This window comes from Pseudomonas sp. NPDC089396 (assembly GCF_044749545.1).
Classification (GTDB): Bacteria; Pseudomonadota; Gammaproteobacteria; order Pseudomonadales; family Pseudomonadaceae; genus Aquipseudomonas.
Map to the genome: position 1 here is coordinate 97,118 of NZ_JBIVIC010000009.1, position 17,589 is coordinate 114,706.

Annotated in this window: 15 protein-coding genes; 8 read left to right on the top strand and 7 right to left on the bottom strand. The window is 66.2% G+C overall.

Translation table 11 applies throughout. The features are described from left to right. Positions 1 to 11 precede the first annotated feature (11 nt). From nhaA to ACIPZB_RS18260, 3 genes are all read right to left on the bottom strand, one after another. On the bottom strand, positions 12 to 1,370 hold the full coding sequence (gene nhaA, locus ACIPZB_RS18250; RefSeq protein ID WP_400641946.1) for a Na+/H+ antiporter NhaA: 1,359 nt from the start codon (positions 1,368 to 1,370) through the stop codon (positions 12 to 14). 112 nt (positions 1,371 to 1,482) lie between these two features. Then, positions 1,483 to 2,124 carry a DUF1109 domain-containing protein gene (locus tag ACIPZB_RS18255; RefSeq protein WP_400641947.1) on the bottom strand — a complete coding sequence of 214 codons (642 nt, stop codon included), beginning with the start codon at positions 2,122 to 2,124 and terminating at the stop codon, positions 1,483 to 1,485. Then, a complete protein-coding gene (locus tag ACIPZB_RS18260; RefSeq protein WP_400641948.1) occupies positions 2,111 to 2,698 on the bottom strand; it encodes a sigma-70 family RNA polymerase sigma factor in 588 nt (195 codons plus the stop codon). Before ACIPZB_RS18260 ends, ACIPZB_RS18255 begins: the two co-directional genes overlap by 14 nt. A gap of 188 nt (positions 2,699 to 2,886) precedes the next feature. Here ACIPZB_RS18260 and ACIPZB_RS18265 point away from each other — a divergent pair, with 188 nt between their 5' ends. The 8 genes from ACIPZB_RS18265 to ACIPZB_RS18300 all read left to right on the top strand — a co-directional run bounded on the left by ACIPZB_RS18265 (position 2,887) and on the right by ACIPZB_RS18300 (position 10,475). Beyond that, the gene (locus ACIPZB_RS18265) at positions 2,887 to 3,165 is read left to right on the top strand and encodes a DUF2282 domain-containing protein (RefSeq protein ID WP_400641949.1); all 279 of its coding nucleotides are present in this window, start codon (positions 2,887 to 2,889) and stop codon (positions 3,163 to 3,165) included. A gap of 16 nt (positions 3,166 to 3,181) precedes the next feature. Beyond that, complete coding sequence (locus ACIPZB_RS18270; protein WP_400641950.1) at positions 3,182 to 4,015, top strand: DUF692 domain-containing protein; 834 nt, start codon at positions 3,182 to 3,184, stop codon at positions 4,013 to 4,015. Continuing rightward, entirely contained in the window at positions 4,012 to 4,767 is a 756-nt protein-coding gene (locus ACIPZB_RS18275) for a DNA-binding domain-containing protein (protein ID WP_400641951.1), read from the top strand. The genes ACIPZB_RS18270 and ACIPZB_RS18275 overlap by 4 nt, the downstream gene beginning before the upstream one ends. 11 nt (positions 4,768 to 4,778) lie before the next feature. After that, the gene (locus ACIPZB_RS18280; protein WP_400641952.1) at positions 4,779 to 5,246 is read left to right on the top strand and encodes a DoxX family protein; all 468 of its coding nucleotides are present in this window, start codon (positions 4,779 to 4,781) and stop codon (positions 5,244 to 5,246) included. Positions 5,247 to 5,344: 98 nt separating this feature from the next. Further along, positions 5,345 to 7,027: an aspartate-alanine antiporter gene (gene aspT / locus ACIPZB_RS18285; protein ID WP_400641953.1), complete on the top strand. Its 1,683-nt coding sequence runs from the start codon at positions 5,345 to 5,347 to the stop codon at positions 7,025 to 7,027. Between the two features lie 351 nt (positions 7,028 to 7,378). Continuing rightward, positions 7,379 to 8,665 carry an OmpP1/FadL family transporter gene (locus tag ACIPZB_RS18290; protein WP_400641954.1) on the top strand — a complete coding sequence of 429 codons (1,287 nt, stop codon included), beginning with the start codon at positions 7,379 to 7,381 and terminating at the stop codon, positions 8,663 to 8,665. Between the two features lie 51 nt (positions 8,666 to 8,716). Then, positions 8,717 to 9,385: a DUF3313 domain-containing protein gene (locus tag ACIPZB_RS18295; protein WP_400641955.1), complete on the top strand. Its 669-nt coding sequence runs from the start codon at positions 8,717 to 8,719 to the stop codon at positions 9,383 to 9,385. Positions 9,386 to 9,461: 76 nt separating this feature from the next. Further along, positions 9,462 to 10,475: an AraC family transcriptional regulator ligand-binding domain-containing protein gene (locus ACIPZB_RS18300; protein WP_400641956.1), complete on the top strand. Its 1,014-nt coding sequence runs from the start codon at positions 9,462 to 9,464 to the stop codon at positions 10,473 to 10,475. On the opposite strand, the gene ACIPZB_RS18305 is transcribed toward ACIPZB_RS18300, so the two are convergent. The 4 genes from ACIPZB_RS18305 to ACIPZB_RS18320 all read right to left on the bottom strand — a co-directional run bounded on the left by ACIPZB_RS18305 (position 10,472) and on the right by ACIPZB_RS18320 (position 17,564). After that, positions 10,472 to 12,106: a mechanosensitive ion channel family protein gene (locus ACIPZB_RS18305; protein WP_400641957.1), complete on the bottom strand. Its 1,635-nt coding sequence runs from the start codon at positions 12,104 to 12,106 to the stop codon at positions 10,472 to 10,474. The two genes, ACIPZB_RS18300 and ACIPZB_RS18305, sit on opposite strands and share 4 nt — an antisense overlap. A gap of 55 nt (positions 12,107 to 12,161) precedes the next feature. Next, positions 12,162 to 14,690, bottom strand: a complete 2,529-nt coding sequence (locus tag ACIPZB_RS18310; protein WP_400641958.1) for a fused MFS/spermidine synthase — start codon at positions 14,688 to 14,690, stop codon at positions 12,162 to 12,164. Between the two features lie 194 nt (positions 14,691 to 14,884). Then, a complete protein-coding gene (locus ACIPZB_RS18315; RefSeq protein ID WP_400641959.1) occupies positions 14,885 to 16,453 on the bottom strand; it encodes an arylsulfatase in 1,569 nt (522 codons plus the stop codon). Between the two features lie 106 nt (positions 16,454 to 16,559). Then, entirely contained in the window at positions 16,560 to 17,564 is a 1,005-nt protein-coding gene (locus ACIPZB_RS18320) for an HAD family hydrolase (protein WP_400641960.1), read from the bottom strand. Positions 17,565 to 17,589: the final 25 nt, after the last annotated feature.

Here is a 17,589-nt window from a genome sequence, read left to right on the forward strand (position 1 = left end):
CCAGCTAGCGGTCAGCGCGCTTCAGCGTGAACGACCTTGGCCGCCTTGCGCAGGCTCCAGGTGCCCCACGCCAAGCCCAGCACGGCAGCGATCACCGACCCCGACAGCACACCCAGCTTGGCTGCGCCCAAAGCGCCCGGGTCAGCAAAGGCCAGGTTGGCGATGAAGATCGACATGGTGAAGCCGATACCCGCCAACAGGCCGATCAGGGTGATGCTGCGCCAGGTCACCCCCGCCGGCAGCGAGCACCAGCCCAGGCGCACCATCAGCCAGCTGACCAGCACGATGCCCAGGGGCTTGCCCGCCACCAGCGCCACCGCCACCGCCACCATCACCCAGTAAGGCCCGCTGGCCGACAGGTCGATCCCCGACAGCCCGACACCGGCATTGGCCAAGGCGAACACCGGCATGATGCCGTAGGCCACCCAGGGGTGCAGGCTGGTTTGCACACGGGTTACCGGCGGCACCAGCTCGCGCTGGGCCAGGCGCAGCTGCTTCAACGGGTCCATCAGGCTGCTGCTATCGCCCTCTGGCGCCTTGGCGCGGCCGAGCAGTTCGTTGGTAACGTTGCTGATGGCCTCCACTGGGCGCTGGCCCAGGGGGATCGAGCGGACCGGGGTCATCAGGCCGAGGATCACACCCGCCAGGGTCGGGTGGGCGCCGGTCATCAGCACGCCCAGCCAGACGATGGCGCCAGGCACCACGTAGGCATAGGCCGAACCGACGCCGATCTTCTGCAGGCCGATGACCAGCAGCAGGCCGACCCCGGCGACCGCGAAGCCGCTGTAGTCCAGCCCGCCGGTGTAGAAGAAAGCGATGATCAGCACGGCGATGATGTCGTCGATGATCGCCAGGGCCAGCAGGAACACCCGCACGTTCGACGGGATCGACTTGCCGAGCAAGGCCAGCACGCCGACCGCGAAGGCAATGTCGGTAGCGGTGGGCACCGCCCAGCCTTGCTGCTCGGCAGGCGCATGACTGAACGCCAGGTAAAACAGCGCGGGCACGGCCACCCCGCCGACCGCCGCCGCCATGGGCAGCGTGGCCTGGCGCAGGCTGGACAGCGCGCCTTCATGGATCTCGCGGCGAATTTCCATGCCGACGACCAGGAAGAAAATGGTCATCAGGCCATCGTTGACCCAGAAGTGCAGGGATTGGGAGAACACCAGCGAGCCGATACCGAAGGTCACGGGTGCATGCCAGAGGGCATCGTAGCTGGCGGCGGCGGGCGAGTTCGCCCAGATCAGCGCTGCCACGGCGGCAATCAGCAGGACGATGCCGCTGACGGCTTCGATGTGCAGGAAGCGCTCGAGGTTGGCGAATGCGCGCTGGGCGATTCGCTGGGCACGGGGCATTACATGTTTTTGCATGGGCGCAAGTACTCCCGCAAGGCGGCCCGACCTGCGTAGTTGTTTAACCTGCTTCACTGCTTCGTGCAGCTAGCACCCGGGCGGCATTCTAGCGGAAAACCTCCCCGCAGTTCTACCAGCGTAGCAGGCGCGGGCCCAATGCCGCCCCCAGCGCGGTGGGCAGCAGCATACCCAGCAGGTACCACACGCCCCAGAACGGCACCTCCATTTCCGGACAGTGCAGGCAATAGGCAAGCGTTGCCGTGGCGCCCGCCAGCAGGCCGCCGGCGGCGCCGGCCTGGCGCAGGCGCGTGGGTGCCAGGCCGCGCAAGGCCCAGAACACGGCGACGAAAAGCGGCGCCGAAAGCAGCGTGATATTGAGCGCACAGGTGCGCCAGGTGCGCCCGAAGACCAGCTCGGCACGGGCCTCCACCGGTGCGCCTGCCAGGCTGATGGCCGCACCCAGCCACACCAGCAGCAGCGGTACGCCAAGCAGGCCCCACACGGCCCCCCCTTTCACGCCCGGCCTGGCCAGGCGCTGGGTCAGCCACAACCCGAGCAGCGCCAGGCTGCCGGGCAACGCCAGCTTGGCCCAGAACACCGGCGTGCGCGCCACCTCGGCCAGGTCGCTACGCACCCCGTAGAGCGCCACCGTCAGCAGCAGCGCGCCGAGCAGGCCGCCCAGCAGCGCCTGGGCCAGCCGCCGGGCCAGCGCATGCCGGTCCACCGGCCCTTCCCCGCTGGCCAGCAGATCAATCAGTTCATCGGTTTTCATCATCGTCACTACCTCGAATCAGCCTGGCCAGGGCCTTGAGCCCGCGGTGGATGCCTACCTTGACCGCCGAACTGGACAACCCTGTGATACGCGCCGTTTCCTCCACCGACAAGCCTTCGAGCTTGACGTGCACGATCGGCAGGCGCTGGCGCTCGGGCAACTGCCCCAGCAGTTTGCCAAGGTCGCGGCGGGCCTCGGCGGGCGCTTCGTCACTGGCGGCGAACAGGTCGCTGTCCTCCTCCAGGCTCTCGTGCCGCGTTTCGCGCTGGCCATAACGGCGCAGGTAATCGACCAGCTTGTAGCGGGCGATGGCCTGCACCCAGGCCGTCAGCGGCTGCTGCGGTTGATAGGTTTCGCGGGCGTTGTGCACGGCCAGCAGCACCTCCTGCAACAGGTCTTCGACTTCGGCGGGGCGTTGTGCGAGGCGCCGCCGGAGAAAACCGCGCAGGTGCAATGCCAGCGCCGCGAGAAACTCGCGGTAAGCCCGTGCGTCGCCCGAGAGGCCGCGCAGCAGTAGCGCCTGTAGTTGCGTCTCGCGTTCGCAAAGCACGTCCTGTGAGTTATTTCGTTGCATGGCGCGCCAAGGTTACACCCGGGAAGGGTTTCTTTTTATCGAACCATAGACGCTGGCGTGTGCGCAGCAGGAGATTGGCCTGGCCGTGAAAAATTTTTTTTGGCGCTGTAACCGCCACGCCGATCACCACGAACTACTCAATGAGCCGTCGGTAATTCGCCACGGCCCCCTACTCTGGAGTGATCACCATGAACAACATCGCCCTCACTGCCGCCGCCCTGGCCCTCGCTTCGCTGGCCGGTGTCGCCGTGGCAGGCAACACCCCAAGCACCGCCCCGGCCATGGAAAAATGCTACGGCGTTGCCATGGCCGGCAAGAACGACTGCAAGGCCGGCGCCGGCACCACCTGCGCAGGCAGCGCGAAGAAAGACTACGACGGCATGCACTGGAAAAACGTCAAGGCCGGCACCTGCACCGAAATCAAGACCCCTAACGGTATGGGCTCGCTCACCCCGATCAAGTCCTGAGTGGAGGCTGCCGACCATGAACCGCAGCAACCCCCTGGGCGCCGGGCTCGGCCTCAAGGCCGAGCACTATGACCAGGCCCTGGCGTGTGATGCCGAAGGGCTGTGGTACGAAGTGCACCCGGAAAACTACATGGTCGGCGGGCCGCGCCGGGCCTGGCTGGAGCGCATGGCCGAACGCCATGCGCTGTCGCTGCACGGCGTGGCGCTGTCGCTGGCAGCCGACGCCGAGCCGGATGCCGGCCACCTGCGGCGCCTGCGCGCACTGATCGAGCGGGTCAGGCCAGTGCTGGTGTCCGAGCACCTGGCCTGGTCCACCTGGCGTGGCCAGTACCACCCCGACCTGCTGCCGTTTCCACGCAGCGATGAGGCATTGAAGCGCATCAGCGAGAACATCTTGCGCACTCAGGAGGCCCTGGGCCGCAGCATTGCCCTGGAAAACCCCAGCCACTACCTGCACCTCGACGGCCACGACTGGGACGAAATCGACTTTCTCACCGAACTGGCACGCCGCACCGGCTGCACGCTGTTGCTGGACGTCAACAATGTGCATGTCAGCGCGCACAACCTGGGCTTCGACGCGGCGGGCTACCTCGACCGTTTTCCGGCCCAGGCCATCAGCGAGGTGCACCTTGCCGGGTACAGCCAGGACGACCAGGCGGCCCTGCTCATCGACTCCCACGACGCGGCCATCGCCGAACCGGTCTGGGCCTTGTACCGCCACCTGATCGCCCGTATCGGCCCACGCCCGACGCTTATCGAACGCGACGGCAACCTCCCCGCGTTCAGTGAATTGCTGGCCGAACGCGCCATCGCCCAGGCGACCCTCGCCAGCGCAGGAGCCCTGTCATGAACCTGTCCCTCGGCCAATTCCAGGACGCTTTCGTCGAAGCGCTGTACCAGCGCCCTGCCCCGGCGCTGGCCAGCCTTACCGAGCAAGCGGCGTTCGCGGTCTACCGCAATACCGTGCTGTGCGGCTGTGTCGAGGCACTGCGCGCCAACTTCCCCAGCGTCGAGACACTGGTGGGTACCGGCTGGATGCATGACGCAACCGGTGCCTATGCGCAACAAACGCCGCCGGACGATGCCCGGCTGATCCGCTACGGCGCAGGCTTCCCGGCCTTTATGCAAGCGCTGCAGGCCAGCCAGGACGTGCCTTACCTGGCCGACGTAGCACGCCTGGACTGGTACTGGTGCGAAGTGTTCAGCGCCCACCAGGAGCCGTACCTGACCCTGAGCGACCTGGCCGGCATGACCGCCACCGACCTTGAGCGCGGCCACCTGGCACCTCGAAGCTGCGTGCGCTGGCAGTGGTTCGACGCGCACCCGGCTTACAGCCTGTGGCGCGTCAGCCGCGAGGGTTTGCCGTGGTCGGCGGATCACCCTTGGGTGGCCGAAGGTGCCCTGTTGAGTGGCGACAGCGACGGCGTCAGCCATCAACCTTTGCAAATCGGCGCCTGCGCCTTCCTCGATGCCTGTGCGGCAGGCCAGTCGCTGCAAGTGGCCTCGCAAATCGCCCAGCAAACCCAACCCGACCTGGACTTCAGCGACCTGCTCGGCCGGTTGCTGCAGGCCAAGGCCTTTCTCCCCCTCACATTCGCCTGAAGGTAACGGCCATGGACACGATCCGCTCCAACGCCCCCACCCATACCCTGCGCCAGCGCTGGAACAGCCTGGCCGAGCACGTGCACGGCTGGTTGAGCGACAGCGTGCTGTGCCTGGTGGCGCGGCTCGGCATCGCCTCGGTGTTCTTCATGTCCGGCCGCACCAAGGTCGAGGGGCTGCTGAGCATCACGCCCAGCACCTACGACCTGTTCCAGACCGACTACGCCTTGCCGCTGATTTCCCCCTGGCTGGCGGCGCACCTGGCGACCTATGCCGAACACCTGTTTCCGCTGCTGCTGGTGCTCGGCCTGTTCACCCGCCTGTCGGCCCTGGCCTTGCTGGGCATGACCACGGTGATCGAGGTGTTCGTCTACCCCGACGCCTGGCCGACCCACCTGTCCTGGGCCGGGCTGCTCCTGCTGCTGATCGGCCGGGGCGCCGGCGCCCTGTCGCTGGATCGGGTACTGCGCCTGCGCTGAGCGAGCGCCTGAACATTTGACGACAGGCGTGGCCCCTCCTTCTTTTGTGCGCATACTCAAGCAGGTCTGCGGGAATGCGCCCATCGAAGGAGTGCGGGATGATCGACCTGGCCGTCAATGCGTTGCGAGCCAACCCGGAAATCGCGGTGTTCCTGGCCATCGCCCTGGGCATCCTGCTGGGCCGGGTGAAGCTTGGCAGCTTCCACCTCGGCTCGGTGGCCGGGGCCTTGCTGATGGGCTTGCTGATCGGCCAGGTCGGCCTTGAGGTGCCCCACGCACTCAAGTCGGTGTTCTTCGCCCTGTTCATCTACGCGGTGGGCTTCAAGAGCGGCCCGGAATTCTTCGGCAGCCTCAACCGTGGCACCCTCAAGCTGGTGCTGCTGTCGGTGGTGCTGTGCGCGACCGCGCTGGCGGTGATCCTGGCGATGAACGCCTTCTACGGCTTCGACGCAGGCTTTACCGCAGGCCTTGGCGCCGGCGCCCTCACCGACACCGCCATCATGGGCACCGCCAGCAGTGCTATCGCCCAGCTGCCACTGGACGATGTGGCCAAGGCCACCCTCAACAGCCACATGGCGGTGGCTTACGCCATCACCTACGTGTTCGGCACGGTCGGCCTGATCGTCTTCGTCGGCAGCCTGGCGCCACGCCTGCTCGGCGTCGACCTGCGCGCCAGTGCCCAGGAACTGGAACGCGAACTGGGCATCGAGCGTGACGAGGACGCCATCAGCATCCCCTACACCCGCATCGTGGTGCGCGCCCATCGCCTCGATGCGGACACGGCCATCGGCCTGAGCATTGCCGACATCGAAGCCCTGCACCCTTCTTTGAGCGTCGAGCGCATCACCCGCGGCGGGCAAGCCTTCGACCGCGACCCGACGCTGGTCCTGGCCAGCGGCGACATTCTCGGCATCTATGCCCTGCGCGAGGCGGTCAGCGACCTGCACGACTGGATCGGCGCGGAGGTGGATCACCCCGACAGCCTGTCGTTCCCGACCCGCAGCGCAGACATCGTGCTGACCAACCCGCGCCTGGCCGGGCGCACCCTGCACCAGGTGAAAGCGGCGCTGACCGGAACCGAGCGCATGGGCTGCTTCCTCACCGGCATTTCCCGCCAGGGCCTGCCGCTGCCGCTGTTGCCCGAAACGGTGCTGCGCCGCGGCGACGTCATCAGCCTGACCGGCCGCGCCGCCAGTGTCGAGGCGCTGGCCGTGCAGGTGGGGCGCATCCGTGAAGCGAGCTACCGCAGCGATATCGCCCTGCACGCCCTGGGGCTGGTGCTGGGATCGCTGGCCGGCCTGCTGTCGACCCATATCGGCATGATCCCGGTGGAGCTGGGCATCGGCGGCGGCATCCTGCTGACCGGCTTGCTGATCGGTTGGTACAACTCGCGACACCCCGAGTTCGGTGCGTTGCCCCCAGCGGCGCAATGGGCCTTCTCGGAGTTCGGCCTAACCGCCTTCGGTGCCGTGGTCGGCCTGCTGGCGGGCCCTGCAGCGCTGACGGCGATCAAAGAACAAGGCCTGGACCTGCTGGTCGCAGGCGCCCTGGTGACCCTCATTCCGCCCTTGGTCACGCTGTTCTTCGGGCGCTACATCCTGCGCCTGCATCCGATGATCCTGTTCGGTGCGCTGGCCGGAGCACAAACCGAAGCCGCGTCGATGAACAAGATCATCGAACAGTCCGGCAGCAACACGCCCGTCATCGGCTTTACCGTCTGCTATGCCGTTTCCAATGTACTGCTGGCCGTCTGCGGGCCCATCATCATTGCCTTCGCCTGAGGGCTGAATCGAATTGTCCAGCAATGCCTCGGGAAGCCCGCCAACCAGCCTCCGGGGAAAACTTGCGAGACAAGATGTGTCGTCTAAAGTATCAACGCGAACCGCTGTTATCTGCGTCTTATTCAAACTTGGCCAGATGTCGTGAAATGAAAGCCATGCCTGACCATGGCGGCATTTCAACCCGCTACCCTGCTTGAACCAAGCTTCATTTTTCACGCTGGCAGTTGCCCTCAACGGTACGGCGCTTCAGATCACCAAGGAGCGTGTGATGGAATCGATCCACAGGTTTTGCAAGCGCCAAGGCCACCTTACCGTCTACACGTCGACCCGCCCAGCCCGGTACCTTGCATCATGAGGTTGCAACGCGGTTGTGCGGCGCTCGCCCTGGCCTGCGCGGCGGCGGTGCCCGGCACGGGCGCCTGGGCCGGTGGCATCCTCATCTACGAAGCCGGCCAGGAGGGCAACGGCCTGGCCAACGCCGGTTCCGCCGCCCTGGCCAACGACCCCAGCGTGCTAATGAGCAACCCGGCCGGCATCACCCGCCTCAAGGGCACACAGCTCAGCGCCAACGCCCAGGTGATCCTCGGCGACATCCGTTTCTCGCGCGACAGCAACAACCAGTTCGACGGCAACGAAGGCGGCAACGCGCTGCAGTACCTGCCCGGTACCAGCCTGTTCATCAGCCACCAACTCGACGAACGCGCGGCCATCGGTTTCGGCATGTACGGCAACTTCGGCCTGGCGCTGGACTATGACGATGACTGGGCCGGGCGCTACTTCACCCAGGAAGCCGCGGTGATCGGCGTGTCGATGCAGCCGACGGTGGCCTACAAGTTCACCGATGACCTGTCCATCGGCGTCGGCCCGCGCATCATGCTCGGCTACTACCGCACCGAAATGGCCATCAACAACAACCTGCTGGGCCTGGCCGACCGGCCGGACGGGCAACTGGAATACAAGGACACCGACGTCGGGATGGGCGTCAACCTCGGCCTGCTCTATCAAGTCGACCCGCGCACCCGTGTTGGCCTGGCCTACACCAGCAAGGTCAAGCTGGAATTCGAAGACAAGCCGCACCTCAAGGACATCAGCAACCCCTTGATCAACGTCGCCCTGCGTCGCCTGGACGCGGACAACCTGGAACTCGACCTCAACGTGCCGCAAACCGTGACCTTCAGCATCGCCCACGAGCTGGACGACCAGTGGACCCTGCTCGGCAGCCTCAACTGGCAGGACTGGAGCGATTTCGGCGACGTCGGCGTGGAAGTCGACAGCAACGCCGGCGACACCAGCCGCACCGTCGACCGCCAGTACAAGGACACCTGGCACGCCTCGGTGGGGGCGCAGTACCAGGCTACCCGGCAATGGCGCTGGAGCGTGGGCCTTGGCTACGACAGCTCGGCCGTGGACGACAAGGACCGCACCGTCGACAACCCCATGGGCGAAGCCTGGCGGCTGGCGGCCGGCGTCAATTACCAGGTCGAGGAAGGCTTCGACCTGCACATGGCCTACACCCTGGTCTGGCTCGGCGACATGGACGTCGAGCAGACCAAGGCGCGCTCCGGCAACACGCTGTCGGGCAGCTACGACAACAGTGCGTTGCATATCCTCGGGGGTGGCGCCACCTGGCGATTCTGAGGCACCCTGCGCGGCGGCAGGACATCGATCATTGTAAGAAGGAGAAGCTGCATGAATACCAAGTCGTTAGCTGCATCGCTGTGCCTTGCAACGCTCATGCTGCAGGGCTGTGCCAGCAAGTACGTGGAGTCCGACCAGTATTCGGGCTTCCTCAAGGACTACAGCATGCTCAAGGAAGGCGAGTCGCCGTCCGGCGCGCCGGTGATGCGCTGGATCAAGCCAGGGATCGACGCCAAGCGCTACAGCAGCGTCTACATCGAACCGAGCCAGTTGTACCCGAAACCACAGCCGACCGAGAAGGTGCCGCAGGCGACCCTGCAGGGCATCACCACCTACTACGACCAGACCCTCAAGAACCACTTCTCCCAGGTATTGCCGCTGGCCAAGAGCCCTGGCCCACGGGTACTGGTAGTGCGCCCGGCGATCACCGCGGTCAGCGCCCAGACCAAGAGCCTGCGCCCGTATGAAGTCATCCCGATCGCGCTGATTGCCGCCGGTATCAGCACCGCGACCGGTATCCGCGACCAGGACACCAGCATCGCCACCGAAGCCGCGTTCCTCGACGGCGAGACCAACCAGGTGGTAGCCGAAGTGGTGCGCAAAGGCGCCGGCACGGAGCTGGAGAATTCGTCCCAGGTCATGCAGGCCAAGGACGCCAAAGCCGTGCTCGACGGCTGGGCCAAGGACATGGTCAGCTCGTTCCAGACCCTGAGGAAGTAAACCGCCCCACCCCGCTGCAGGGCCGAGCCTGCAGTGGGGCGTATCACACGTGCTCGGCCTACCGAGGCGCGATTCCATGGACAGCATTCGCGGCAGCGCTCTGCTGCAATTCGACCAACTTCTGGCCGAGCATGGCGCTCAGCAGCAAGACTTCCTGGCGCCGCTGCAGATCGGCCTGGATGTGGTTGGCAACTACGGCAAGACCTTGCCCTACATCAACCTGGTGCAGTTGTTCGAGGGCAGCGCACATGCCCTCAGCCTGCCGCGCTTCGGCCTCGAGCTGGCGTTGCGCCAGGGCTCCACCCTGGTCGGCCCGTTGCGCCACCTGGCCAACTCGGCGCCTACCATCGGCCATGCGCTGGTGGCGGTGATCCGCTATATGCGTCACTACAGCCCGGCCATTCACTTTCGCCTGGAGCACCGCGCCGGCCAGGGCCTGCTGTATTTCGACAACGGCCTGCCCGGCTCCGAGCAGACGCCGCAGGTCGTCGAGAAATCGGTGATGGGCGCCAGGCTGCTGATCGGCGAGCTGCGTGGCACGCCCCTGCGCCCCCGGGCGGTGACCTTCCGCCACCTGGCGCTGGGCGAGGCCACGGGCTATCTGCGTTACTTCGACTGCCCGGTGCTGTTCGACCAGCCGCACAACTGCCTGGTGCTGGCGGCGGACGTCCTGCAGGAGGCCTGCGTGCGGCAGGATGCGGCCTTGCATGCCATCGTTCGTCACTACCTGGAAAACCAGGCAGTGCCCTGCGACAGCCTGCGCGCTCAGGTGGAGCGCAAGATCCAGATGCTGCTGCCCAGCCAACGCTGCACCCTGGAGCAAGTGGCCCTGGCCCTGGAGCTGAACCCACGCACGCTGCAGCGGCGCCTGGCCAGCGAAGGCATCGACTTCGAGGATTACCTGGACGGCATGCGCCAGCGCCAGGCGCAGCAGATGCTGCGCAGTACCGGCCTGAGCGTCGGTCAGATCGCGGGTGAGCTGGGGTATCGGCGCACCACCTCGTTCTGCCGCGCCCACCTGCGCTGGTTCGACATGACCCCGCTGGAGCACCGCCGGCAGTACGGCGACCCACATGTCGCCAACGTCTAGTTCTCTTCGCCGTCCGGCTTCGCGGAAGCATCCCGAGCCGGTGCGGTGAACCATTTTTCCCGCGGCACCCACTTCTCCTGCGCCGGGTCGCCCAGGTAATGCGGCGACATGATCTGCACGCCGTACTCGTTGAACACATCCTGGATATTGGCGTGTAGCAGGCTCAGCAGCTCCGCCCGTGGCCGCGGCTCGCTGGGCACGGCCTGGGCCACCAGGCGGTATTCCGGGTAGAAGTCCGACAGGCCGGTCTGGAATACCTGTGGCCGCGGCTTGGCGAGGATGCCCTCGGTACGCTCGGCAGCCTCCACCAGCATCGCCTCGACCTGGCGCCAGGGCGTGTCGTAGCCGATGGTGACCACGGTATCGACGATATAGCCCCGGCCCTGGACCACCCGTGAATAGTTGCGCGTCACGGAGCCGGTGATCATCGAGTTGGGCAAGGTCAGCACTTCGCCAAGGCCGGTGCGGATGGTGGTGTTGAACATGCCGACTTCGGTCACCGTGCCTTCGTTGTCGCCCACCCGCACGTACTCGCCCGCCTTCAAGGTGCGCGAGTAGGTGAGGATCAAGCCGGCTGCAGCCTGCCCCACCACGCTGGAAGCGCCCAGTGAGATCATCAGCCCGAGCAGCACCGACAAGCCCTTGAACGCATCGGTACCTGAGCCTGGCAGGTACGGGTAGGCCATCACCAGGGCGAACAGCCAGATCGCCAGCGAGGTCAGGCGGGTGGTCGGTTGCAGGGTTTCCTCGGTCAGCCACTTGAGCGTGCCAGGGCGGGCCATGCGCTCCAGCATGCGCCGGCTGAAACCGCTGATGCCGCGGGCGATGAAGAAGATCATCAGCGCCACGGCGATGCCGGGGATGGCCTGCAGGATACCGTGCAACAGGTAGCGCAGCAGGTCGAGCAGGTGCACGTTGAGGCTTTCGCCCCAGGGCCGGGTATAGGGGAACTGCGACAGCACGAAGCTCAGCCACTGGTAGCTCAGCAGCAAGACCACCACCCAGTACAACAGGCGCAGCAGGCGATCGGTCAGGTGATACACGTACTGCATGTCGAACAGCGGCAACTGGCCGACGCGAATCTGCTTGGCGCGCTCGCGCATCAACTGCGTCAGCACCCCGCGCAGCTTGCGTCGCCCCCAGTTGGCAGCCTTGATCAGCACCACGAAGATCACGGTGGCCAGGGCCGACCAGCCCACTGCCTTGAGTAGAAAGTGCAGGCTGCGCGCCTCGCCGGATTCTTCCACCACCTGGCGCAGCACCGCAGCGGCCTGTTCGGCGGGCAGGCGCGTGTCACCGCCGTTGATGCCCACATCCTGGGGCGCGACGATGAAGGCGCGGTGGCCACCGAGCAGCACCATATGGCTGTTGACGATCGGGTCGACCGTTACCCGCAACTCGTCGCTGCCGCGCAGGGCTTCCTCGATCACCGCCGCGGCCCGTTGCGCCCGGGCTGCCGGGGTTTCCCCGAGCAAGGTGGCATTGAAGGTGAAGATGCTGCGGTTGGCGATGATCAGTTCAGCCGATTCGGCGGGGATGCCATCGGTGACGCTGCTGGCCGTGTCACTGCCCTGCCCCACGGTAGGCATCAGGCACAACAGCACCAGCAGCAGACGAAAAACATGGGTCATTGCACACTCCCTGGGCACTAGGACGAACGGCGTCCCTGTAGTGATAGCACAGGGTTCACTGGCCGGGGCCCGGCCCCAGGAACCAGCGGAAATAAGGGTTGTCGCCATCGCTGCGGGCCAGCTCGCGGGCCTCCCGCGCCCAGGCCTGACGGTTGCCGTTGTAGGCATGCAGGCTGAGGCTGTAGAAGCGCTCCAGCGCCCGCCAGCGGTCATTCACCGCGCTGGCGAAGGCAGGCTCTGCTCCCTGCAGGGGCGGCGCGCCCTTGAGTGCGAGCAAGGTCGGCAGCACACGGGTGATTTCCCGCGGGCGCACCCAGCCGGCGTATTCGATGCGGGGCTGGTCGTCGGTCACCGGCGGGACACCGCCGGCGAAACGTTCGAGACCGGCGCGGTCGGTGATCCAGGTCGCCAGCAGGGCCTGCGCCGAATCGACCCCGACTTCGGCCAGGGCTGCGGCCACCGGTGATTGCGCCAGGCGCTGGCGAATCCGTGGCACGTCCAGTTCCAGCGGCTGCAGCGAGCCGATCAGGAGCATCTCGTGGAACTCGGTGGTCCACAGCGACGCATGGGGGAATACGTCGATGAAGCTGCGCACCAGCGCACGGCTGTCTTCTTCGTTCTGGGTCGGCAGTGGCAGCCACTGCGCCACCAGCCCGTTGGGCTGCAGGCGCGCGGCGGCCAGCTGGTAGAAGTCGCGGGAATACAGGTTGACCACGCCAGCGGCCGACGGCGGTGGCGGTTCCAGCGTCACCAGGTCGTAACGCTCCTCGCTGCGCAGCAGTTCGCGACGGCCATCGCGCAGGCGGATATCCAGGCGCGGGTCGCTCACGGCAGCGAAGTTGCCCTTGAACTGCGGCGCCGCTTGCAGCACTTCTGGCAGCAACTCGGCCACCACCGGGCGTTCCAGCCCCGGGTAGCGCAGCATCGCCCCGGCGGTGATGCCGGTGCCGAAGCCGATCACCAGCGCCGAACGTGGCTCGCCGCGGTGGATCAGCAGGGGCAACAAGGCCTGCAGGCGCATGTAGCGCAGCGACGGCATGGCATCGCCGGTGTTGGACACGCCCTGGATGTACAAGCGACTGAAGGTCTGGCCCTGGCGCCCCTGGCTGACCACCGCCACGGTGCCGCCCTTGCCCTCGTGGTAGTAGGTGAGCTGACCGTTGCGCGCGCCCGGCAGCAGTTCGGCCAGGCGCTGGGGCGGCGTGAGGATCGCCACCAGCAAGGTCGCAGCGGCTACCGCGATGACCGCCACAGCCGCCGGGCGCCGCACGCCCTGGCCGCGCCATACCGCCAGCAGGCCGACCAGCGCGGCCAGGCAGGCCAGCACGCCCAGGGCGCGTACCAGACCCAGCTGCGGCACCAGCACGAAGCCGGTGAGCAGCACGCCGACGATGCCGCCCAGGGTATTGAGTGCCACCACCGCGCCCACGTCGCGGCCGACATGGCCGCTGTCCACCGCCAGGCGCAAGGCCAGCGGGAAGGCCGCGCCGAGCAAGGTGGTCGGCAGCAGCACCATGCACAGCGCCGCGGTGGCAAAACGGGCGCACATGCCGGCCAGTTCGCTGCCGAACACCTGCAGGGCGAGCATTTCCGCCTGGGTCTGCGCCAGCACCAGCCAGCGCCCCAGCCCGGCGAGCTGCAACAGGGCGAGCAAGCCGGCCACGGCGATCAGCAGGCCGAACAGGCCCCAGGGGTCGCGGATACGGTCGGCGCGCCGGGCATACAGGGCACTGCCAGCGAGCAAACCGCCCAGGTAGGTGGCCAGTACCACGGAAAAGGCGAACGCACGGGTGCTCATGAACGGCACGATCGACTGGCTCCACACCACTTCGTAACCCAGGGCCACGCCCCCGGCGATGCAGTACAGGCCAATGGCGAGCCGCGCCTGCGCGCTGCGCGGGGTCGACGACAACGTGGCCGGCGGCGGCAGCGCGGCATCGCGCCGGCGTGCCAGCCAGGCGCCCAGGGCTGCCAGCAGGTTGAGCGAGGCGGCGGCGCAGGCGCTGCCGCTGACGCCCAGGCGGGGCAGCAGCACGAAGGCGGCCAGCAAGGTGCCAGCGATGGCGCCGGCGGTGTTCGCCGCGTACAGCCGGCCGCCAGCCTCTGCCAGTTGGCCCGTGGCCGGTGCCAGTGCGCGTACCAGCACCGGCAAGGTGCCGCCCATGAGCAACGCCGGGAGCCCGACCAGAGCGAACGGCAAAGCCCAGGCGAACAAGCCGGCGCTACCTTCCAGCCGAGCGAAAGGCCCGGCGGCGTGGGCCAGGCCCAGGGTGGCGCCGATGCCGAGTGCGGCCACGGCCAGCTCCAGGCACACGTAGAGCAGCACCGGGCGCTGCAAGCGGTCGGCCCAGCGCCCGAACAGCAGGCCGCCCAGGGCCAGGCCGGCGAAGAAGGCACTGATGCCGGTGGCCACGGCGTGCACTTCCACACCGACCACCAGCGACAGTTGTTTGATCCAGAGGACTTGATAGACCAGGCCGGCGGCGCCGGAGAGGAAGAGCAACGTGGCGGGTAACAGCACCTGCAGGTGCGCCTTGCTGTGCGGCGCGTCGGAGACGACGGAGGATGCTGCTGATGATGCCATGCACGAAGCCCTTGTCTGGTGAAGGTTGGCACTGCAAAAAACGCCTACAGGTACACCACGATTTCCAAAGCCTGCGCTGTACCTGTGGGAGCCGGCTTGCCGGCGATAAGGCCCGAACAGGCAAGAGTTGTGCCTCGGACGGTCTCATCGCCGGCAAGCCGGCTCCCACAGGGATCGCGCAAGCCTTCAGGGGGTTACTGCTTGTTCATCTTCTCCTCGATCTTCTTGTCCACATCGGCACGGATCTGGTCGATGCTGAAGCTCGCTGGCCGCTGGCTTGGCGGGTAGTCGACGAAGGTCTGCAGGAACGCGGCAGCCTTCTTGATACCGTTGAAGACAAGGTAGTCGTTCTTGGTCAGCCAGTCATTGTATTGGTCAGACACCACATCGGCGCGCTCGTAGGGGTCCATGCGCAGGTTGAACATCTTCGGTACCCGCAGGCAGGTGAACGGTTCGCTCCAGACCGCGAAGCCACCCGGTGCACGCTGCTCGCAGAAGACGATCTTCCAGTCGCCATAACGCATCGACACCAGTTCACCATCATCGTTGAAGTAATAGAACTCGCTGCGCGCGCTCTTGTCGGTCTTGCCGGTGAGCATGTCGAGCTGGTTGAAGCCGTCCAGGTGCACCTTGAAGTTCTTGCCACCCACGTCAGCGCCCTTGAGCAGGCGGTCCTTGATATCGGTATCGCCGGTTGCCGCCAGCAAGGTCGGGAACCAGTCCAGGCCGGACATCATCTGGGTGTTCACCGAGTCAGGCTTGATCTTGCCTGGCCAGCGCACCATGGCCGGCACCCTGAAGGCACCTTCCCAGTTGGAGTTCTTTTCGTTGCGGAACGGGGTAGTCGCCGCATCCGGCCAGGACCACTGGTTCGGGCCATTGTCGGTGGTGTAGACGACGATGGTGTTGTCGGCGATCTTCAGATCATCCAAGGTCTTGAGCAGCTTGCCGACATCGCCGTCATGCTCGAGCATGCCATCGGCATACTCGTTGCCGACCATGCCGCTCTGCCCTTGCATCGACTCGCGCACATGGGTGAAGGCGTGCATGCGGGTGGTGTTCATCCATACGAAGAACGGTTTGTTGGCCTTGACCTGCTTGTCGATGAAGTTGATCGCGGCCTGGGTGGTTTCGTCGTCGATGGTCTCCATGCGCTTCTTGGTCAGGGCGCCGGTGTCCTCGATCTTGCCATCGGCGCTGGATTTGATCACCCCGCGTGGCGAGGCGGCCTTGATGAACTCCTGGTCATCCTTGGGCCAGTAGGGGCGCTCAGGTTCCTCTTCGGCGTTCAGGTGGTAGAGGTTGCCGAAGAACTCGTCGAAGCCATGGTTGGTGGGCAGGTATTCATCACGGTCGCCCAGGTGGTTCTTGCCGAACTGCCCGGTGGCGTAGCCTTCGGCCTTGAGCACTTGGGCAATGGTCACGTCACGCGCCTGCAGGCCGACCGGCACACCCGGCATGCCGACCTTGGACAGGCCGGTGCGCAATGCCGACTGGCCGGTGATGAAGGTCGAACGCCCTGCCGTGCAACTGTTCTCCGCATAGTAATCGGTGAACAGCATCCCTTCCTTGGCGATACGGTCGATGTTCGGTGTCTGGTAACCCACCACGCCCTTGCCGTAAGCACTGATGTTGGTCTGGCCGATATCGTCGCCGAATATCACCAGGATGTTCGGCTTGTCTGCCGCACTGGCCAGCCCCGCCGCGAACGTTGCCGTGGCCGCGAGGGCGGCCGCCGACAACCATGCTCTTCTGGACTTCATAGCTACGCTCTCCGTTTCACGTCACTGCTTTAGTCCACGACTTCGTGCACATGGGTTTTGCCGACACGGGGCTGGCCCTGTACGCCTGCGGTTGTTGTTAAAAATTTCAGGGTGCTTCAAAGGGGTATACGCGGCGCCAGTCCCCGGCCATGTCCACCACCGTCCAGCCCTTGGCTTGCGCCTGGTCGAGGGCCTTGTCCAGGTGCCCGACCTTGCTCGTGCGGTCGTAGGCCCATTCGCGGTGGGCGTCGGTGTGGTGCACCAGGCCGGCAAAGCGCCGGCCCGGGCCGGCCATGGTCCACTGCAGCATCTGCAGGTCACCGTCGGAATTGCCAAAGGCCAGGATCGGGCGCCGGCCGATGATCCAGTCGATGCTCACCGGCTTGCCGGGGCCGTCGTCGTTGTGCTGGATCTTCGGCAGACGCTGGATGCTCAACTTGCCCTGCTGGTCCTGGAAGGTGGCAGCGAAGGTAGTGCCGATCACCTGCTCGGGGGGAATGCCGTACACCTCTTCGGCAAAGGCGCGCATGAAGCTCACCTCGCCGCCGGACACGATGTAGGTCTTGAAGCCGTTGTCACGCAGGTAGGCCAGCAGTTCCAGCATCGGCTGGAACACCATCTCGGTGTAGGGCTTGCCGGTGCGCGGATGGCGGGCGCTGGCCAGCCAGCTGCGGCTGCGGGCGATGAAGTCGGCGCTGCTCATGCCCGAATGGGTGGCGGCGACGATCTTCAGCAGGCCCTCCATGCCCTGGGCGGCCAGGGCCTGGTGGTCGCTTTCCAGCACCGCCTTGAACGGCTGCTGGGTGCGCCATTCGGGGTGTTCGGGGGCCAGGCGCTTGACCTCGTCAATGGCGAACAGCACTTCGAAATACAGCGGTTGCTCGCTCCACAGGGTGCCGTCGTTGTCGAACACGGCGATGCGCTCGGCGGGTGCGACGAAGTCCGGGCCACCGGGCTGGCTGACGGCCTCGACGAAGGCCATGATGGCGCTGCGCGAGGGACCTTCGCGCCAGCCCGGCAGGGGGTCGGCCGCCTGGGCCAGCAGCGGCAGCAGCATCAGTAACAGGTACAGCAGACCGCGCTGGAAAACGCCAGTTGTCGATTCGCGCATGCATTACCGTCCTTGCGTTTACCTG

Bases quoted from the DNA above. Each gene is read 5' to 3' on its own strand.
- nhaA (WP_400641946.1), bottom strand. From the start codon at position 1,370: ATGCAAAAACATGTAATGCCCCGTGCCCAGCGAATCGCCCAGCGCGCA.
- ACIPZB_RS18255 (WP_400641947.1), bottom strand. From the start codon at position 2,124: ATGAAAACCGATGAACTGATTGATCTGCTGGCCAGCGGGGAAGGGCCG.
- ACIPZB_RS18260 (WP_400641948.1), bottom strand. From the start codon at position 2,698: ATGCAACGAAATAACTCACAGGACGTGCTTTGCGAACGCGAGACGCAA.
- ACIPZB_RS18265 (WP_400641949.1), top strand. From the start codon at position 2,887: ATGAACAACATCGCCCTCACTGCCGCCGCCCTGGCCCTCGCTTCGCTG.
- ACIPZB_RS18270 (WP_400641950.1), top strand. From the start codon at position 3,182: ATGAACCGCAGCAACCCCCTGGGCGCCGGGCTCGGCCTCAAGGCCGAG.
- ACIPZB_RS18275 (WP_400641951.1), top strand. From the start codon at position 4,012: ATGAACCTGTCCCTCGGCCAATTCCAGGACGCTTTCGTCGAAGCGCTG.
- ACIPZB_RS18280 (WP_400641952.1), top strand. From the start codon at position 4,779: ATGGACACGATCCGCTCCAACGCCCCCACCCATACCCTGCGCCAGCGC.
- aspT (WP_400641953.1), top strand. From the start codon at position 5,345: ATGATCGACCTGGCCGTCAATGCGTTGCGAGCCAACCCGGAAATCGCG.
- ACIPZB_RS18290 (WP_400641954.1), top strand. From the start codon at position 7,379: ATGAGGTTGCAACGCGGTTGTGCGGCGCTCGCCCTGGCCTGCGCGGCG.
- ACIPZB_RS18295 (WP_400641955.1), top strand. From the start codon at position 8,717: ATGAATACCAAGTCGTTAGCTGCATCGCTGTGCCTTGCAACGCTCATG.
- ACIPZB_RS18300 (WP_400641956.1), top strand. From the start codon at position 9,462: ATGGACAGCATTCGCGGCAGCGCTCTGCTGCAATTCGACCAACTTCTG.
- ACIPZB_RS18305 (WP_400641957.1), bottom strand. From the start codon at position 12,106: ATGACCCATGTTTTTCGTCTGCTGCTGGTGCTGTTGTGCCTGATGCCT.
- ACIPZB_RS18310 (WP_400641958.1), bottom strand. From the start codon at position 14,690: ATGGCATCATCAGCAGCATCCTCCGTCGTCTCCGACGCGCCGCACAGC.
- ACIPZB_RS18315 (WP_400641959.1), bottom strand. From the start codon at position 16,453: ATGAAGTCCAGAAGAGCATGGTTGTCGGCGGCCGCCCTCGCGGCCACG.
- ACIPZB_RS18320 (WP_400641960.1), bottom strand. From the start codon at position 17,564: ATGCGCGAATCGACAACTGGCGTTTTCCAGCGCGGTCTGCTGTACCTG.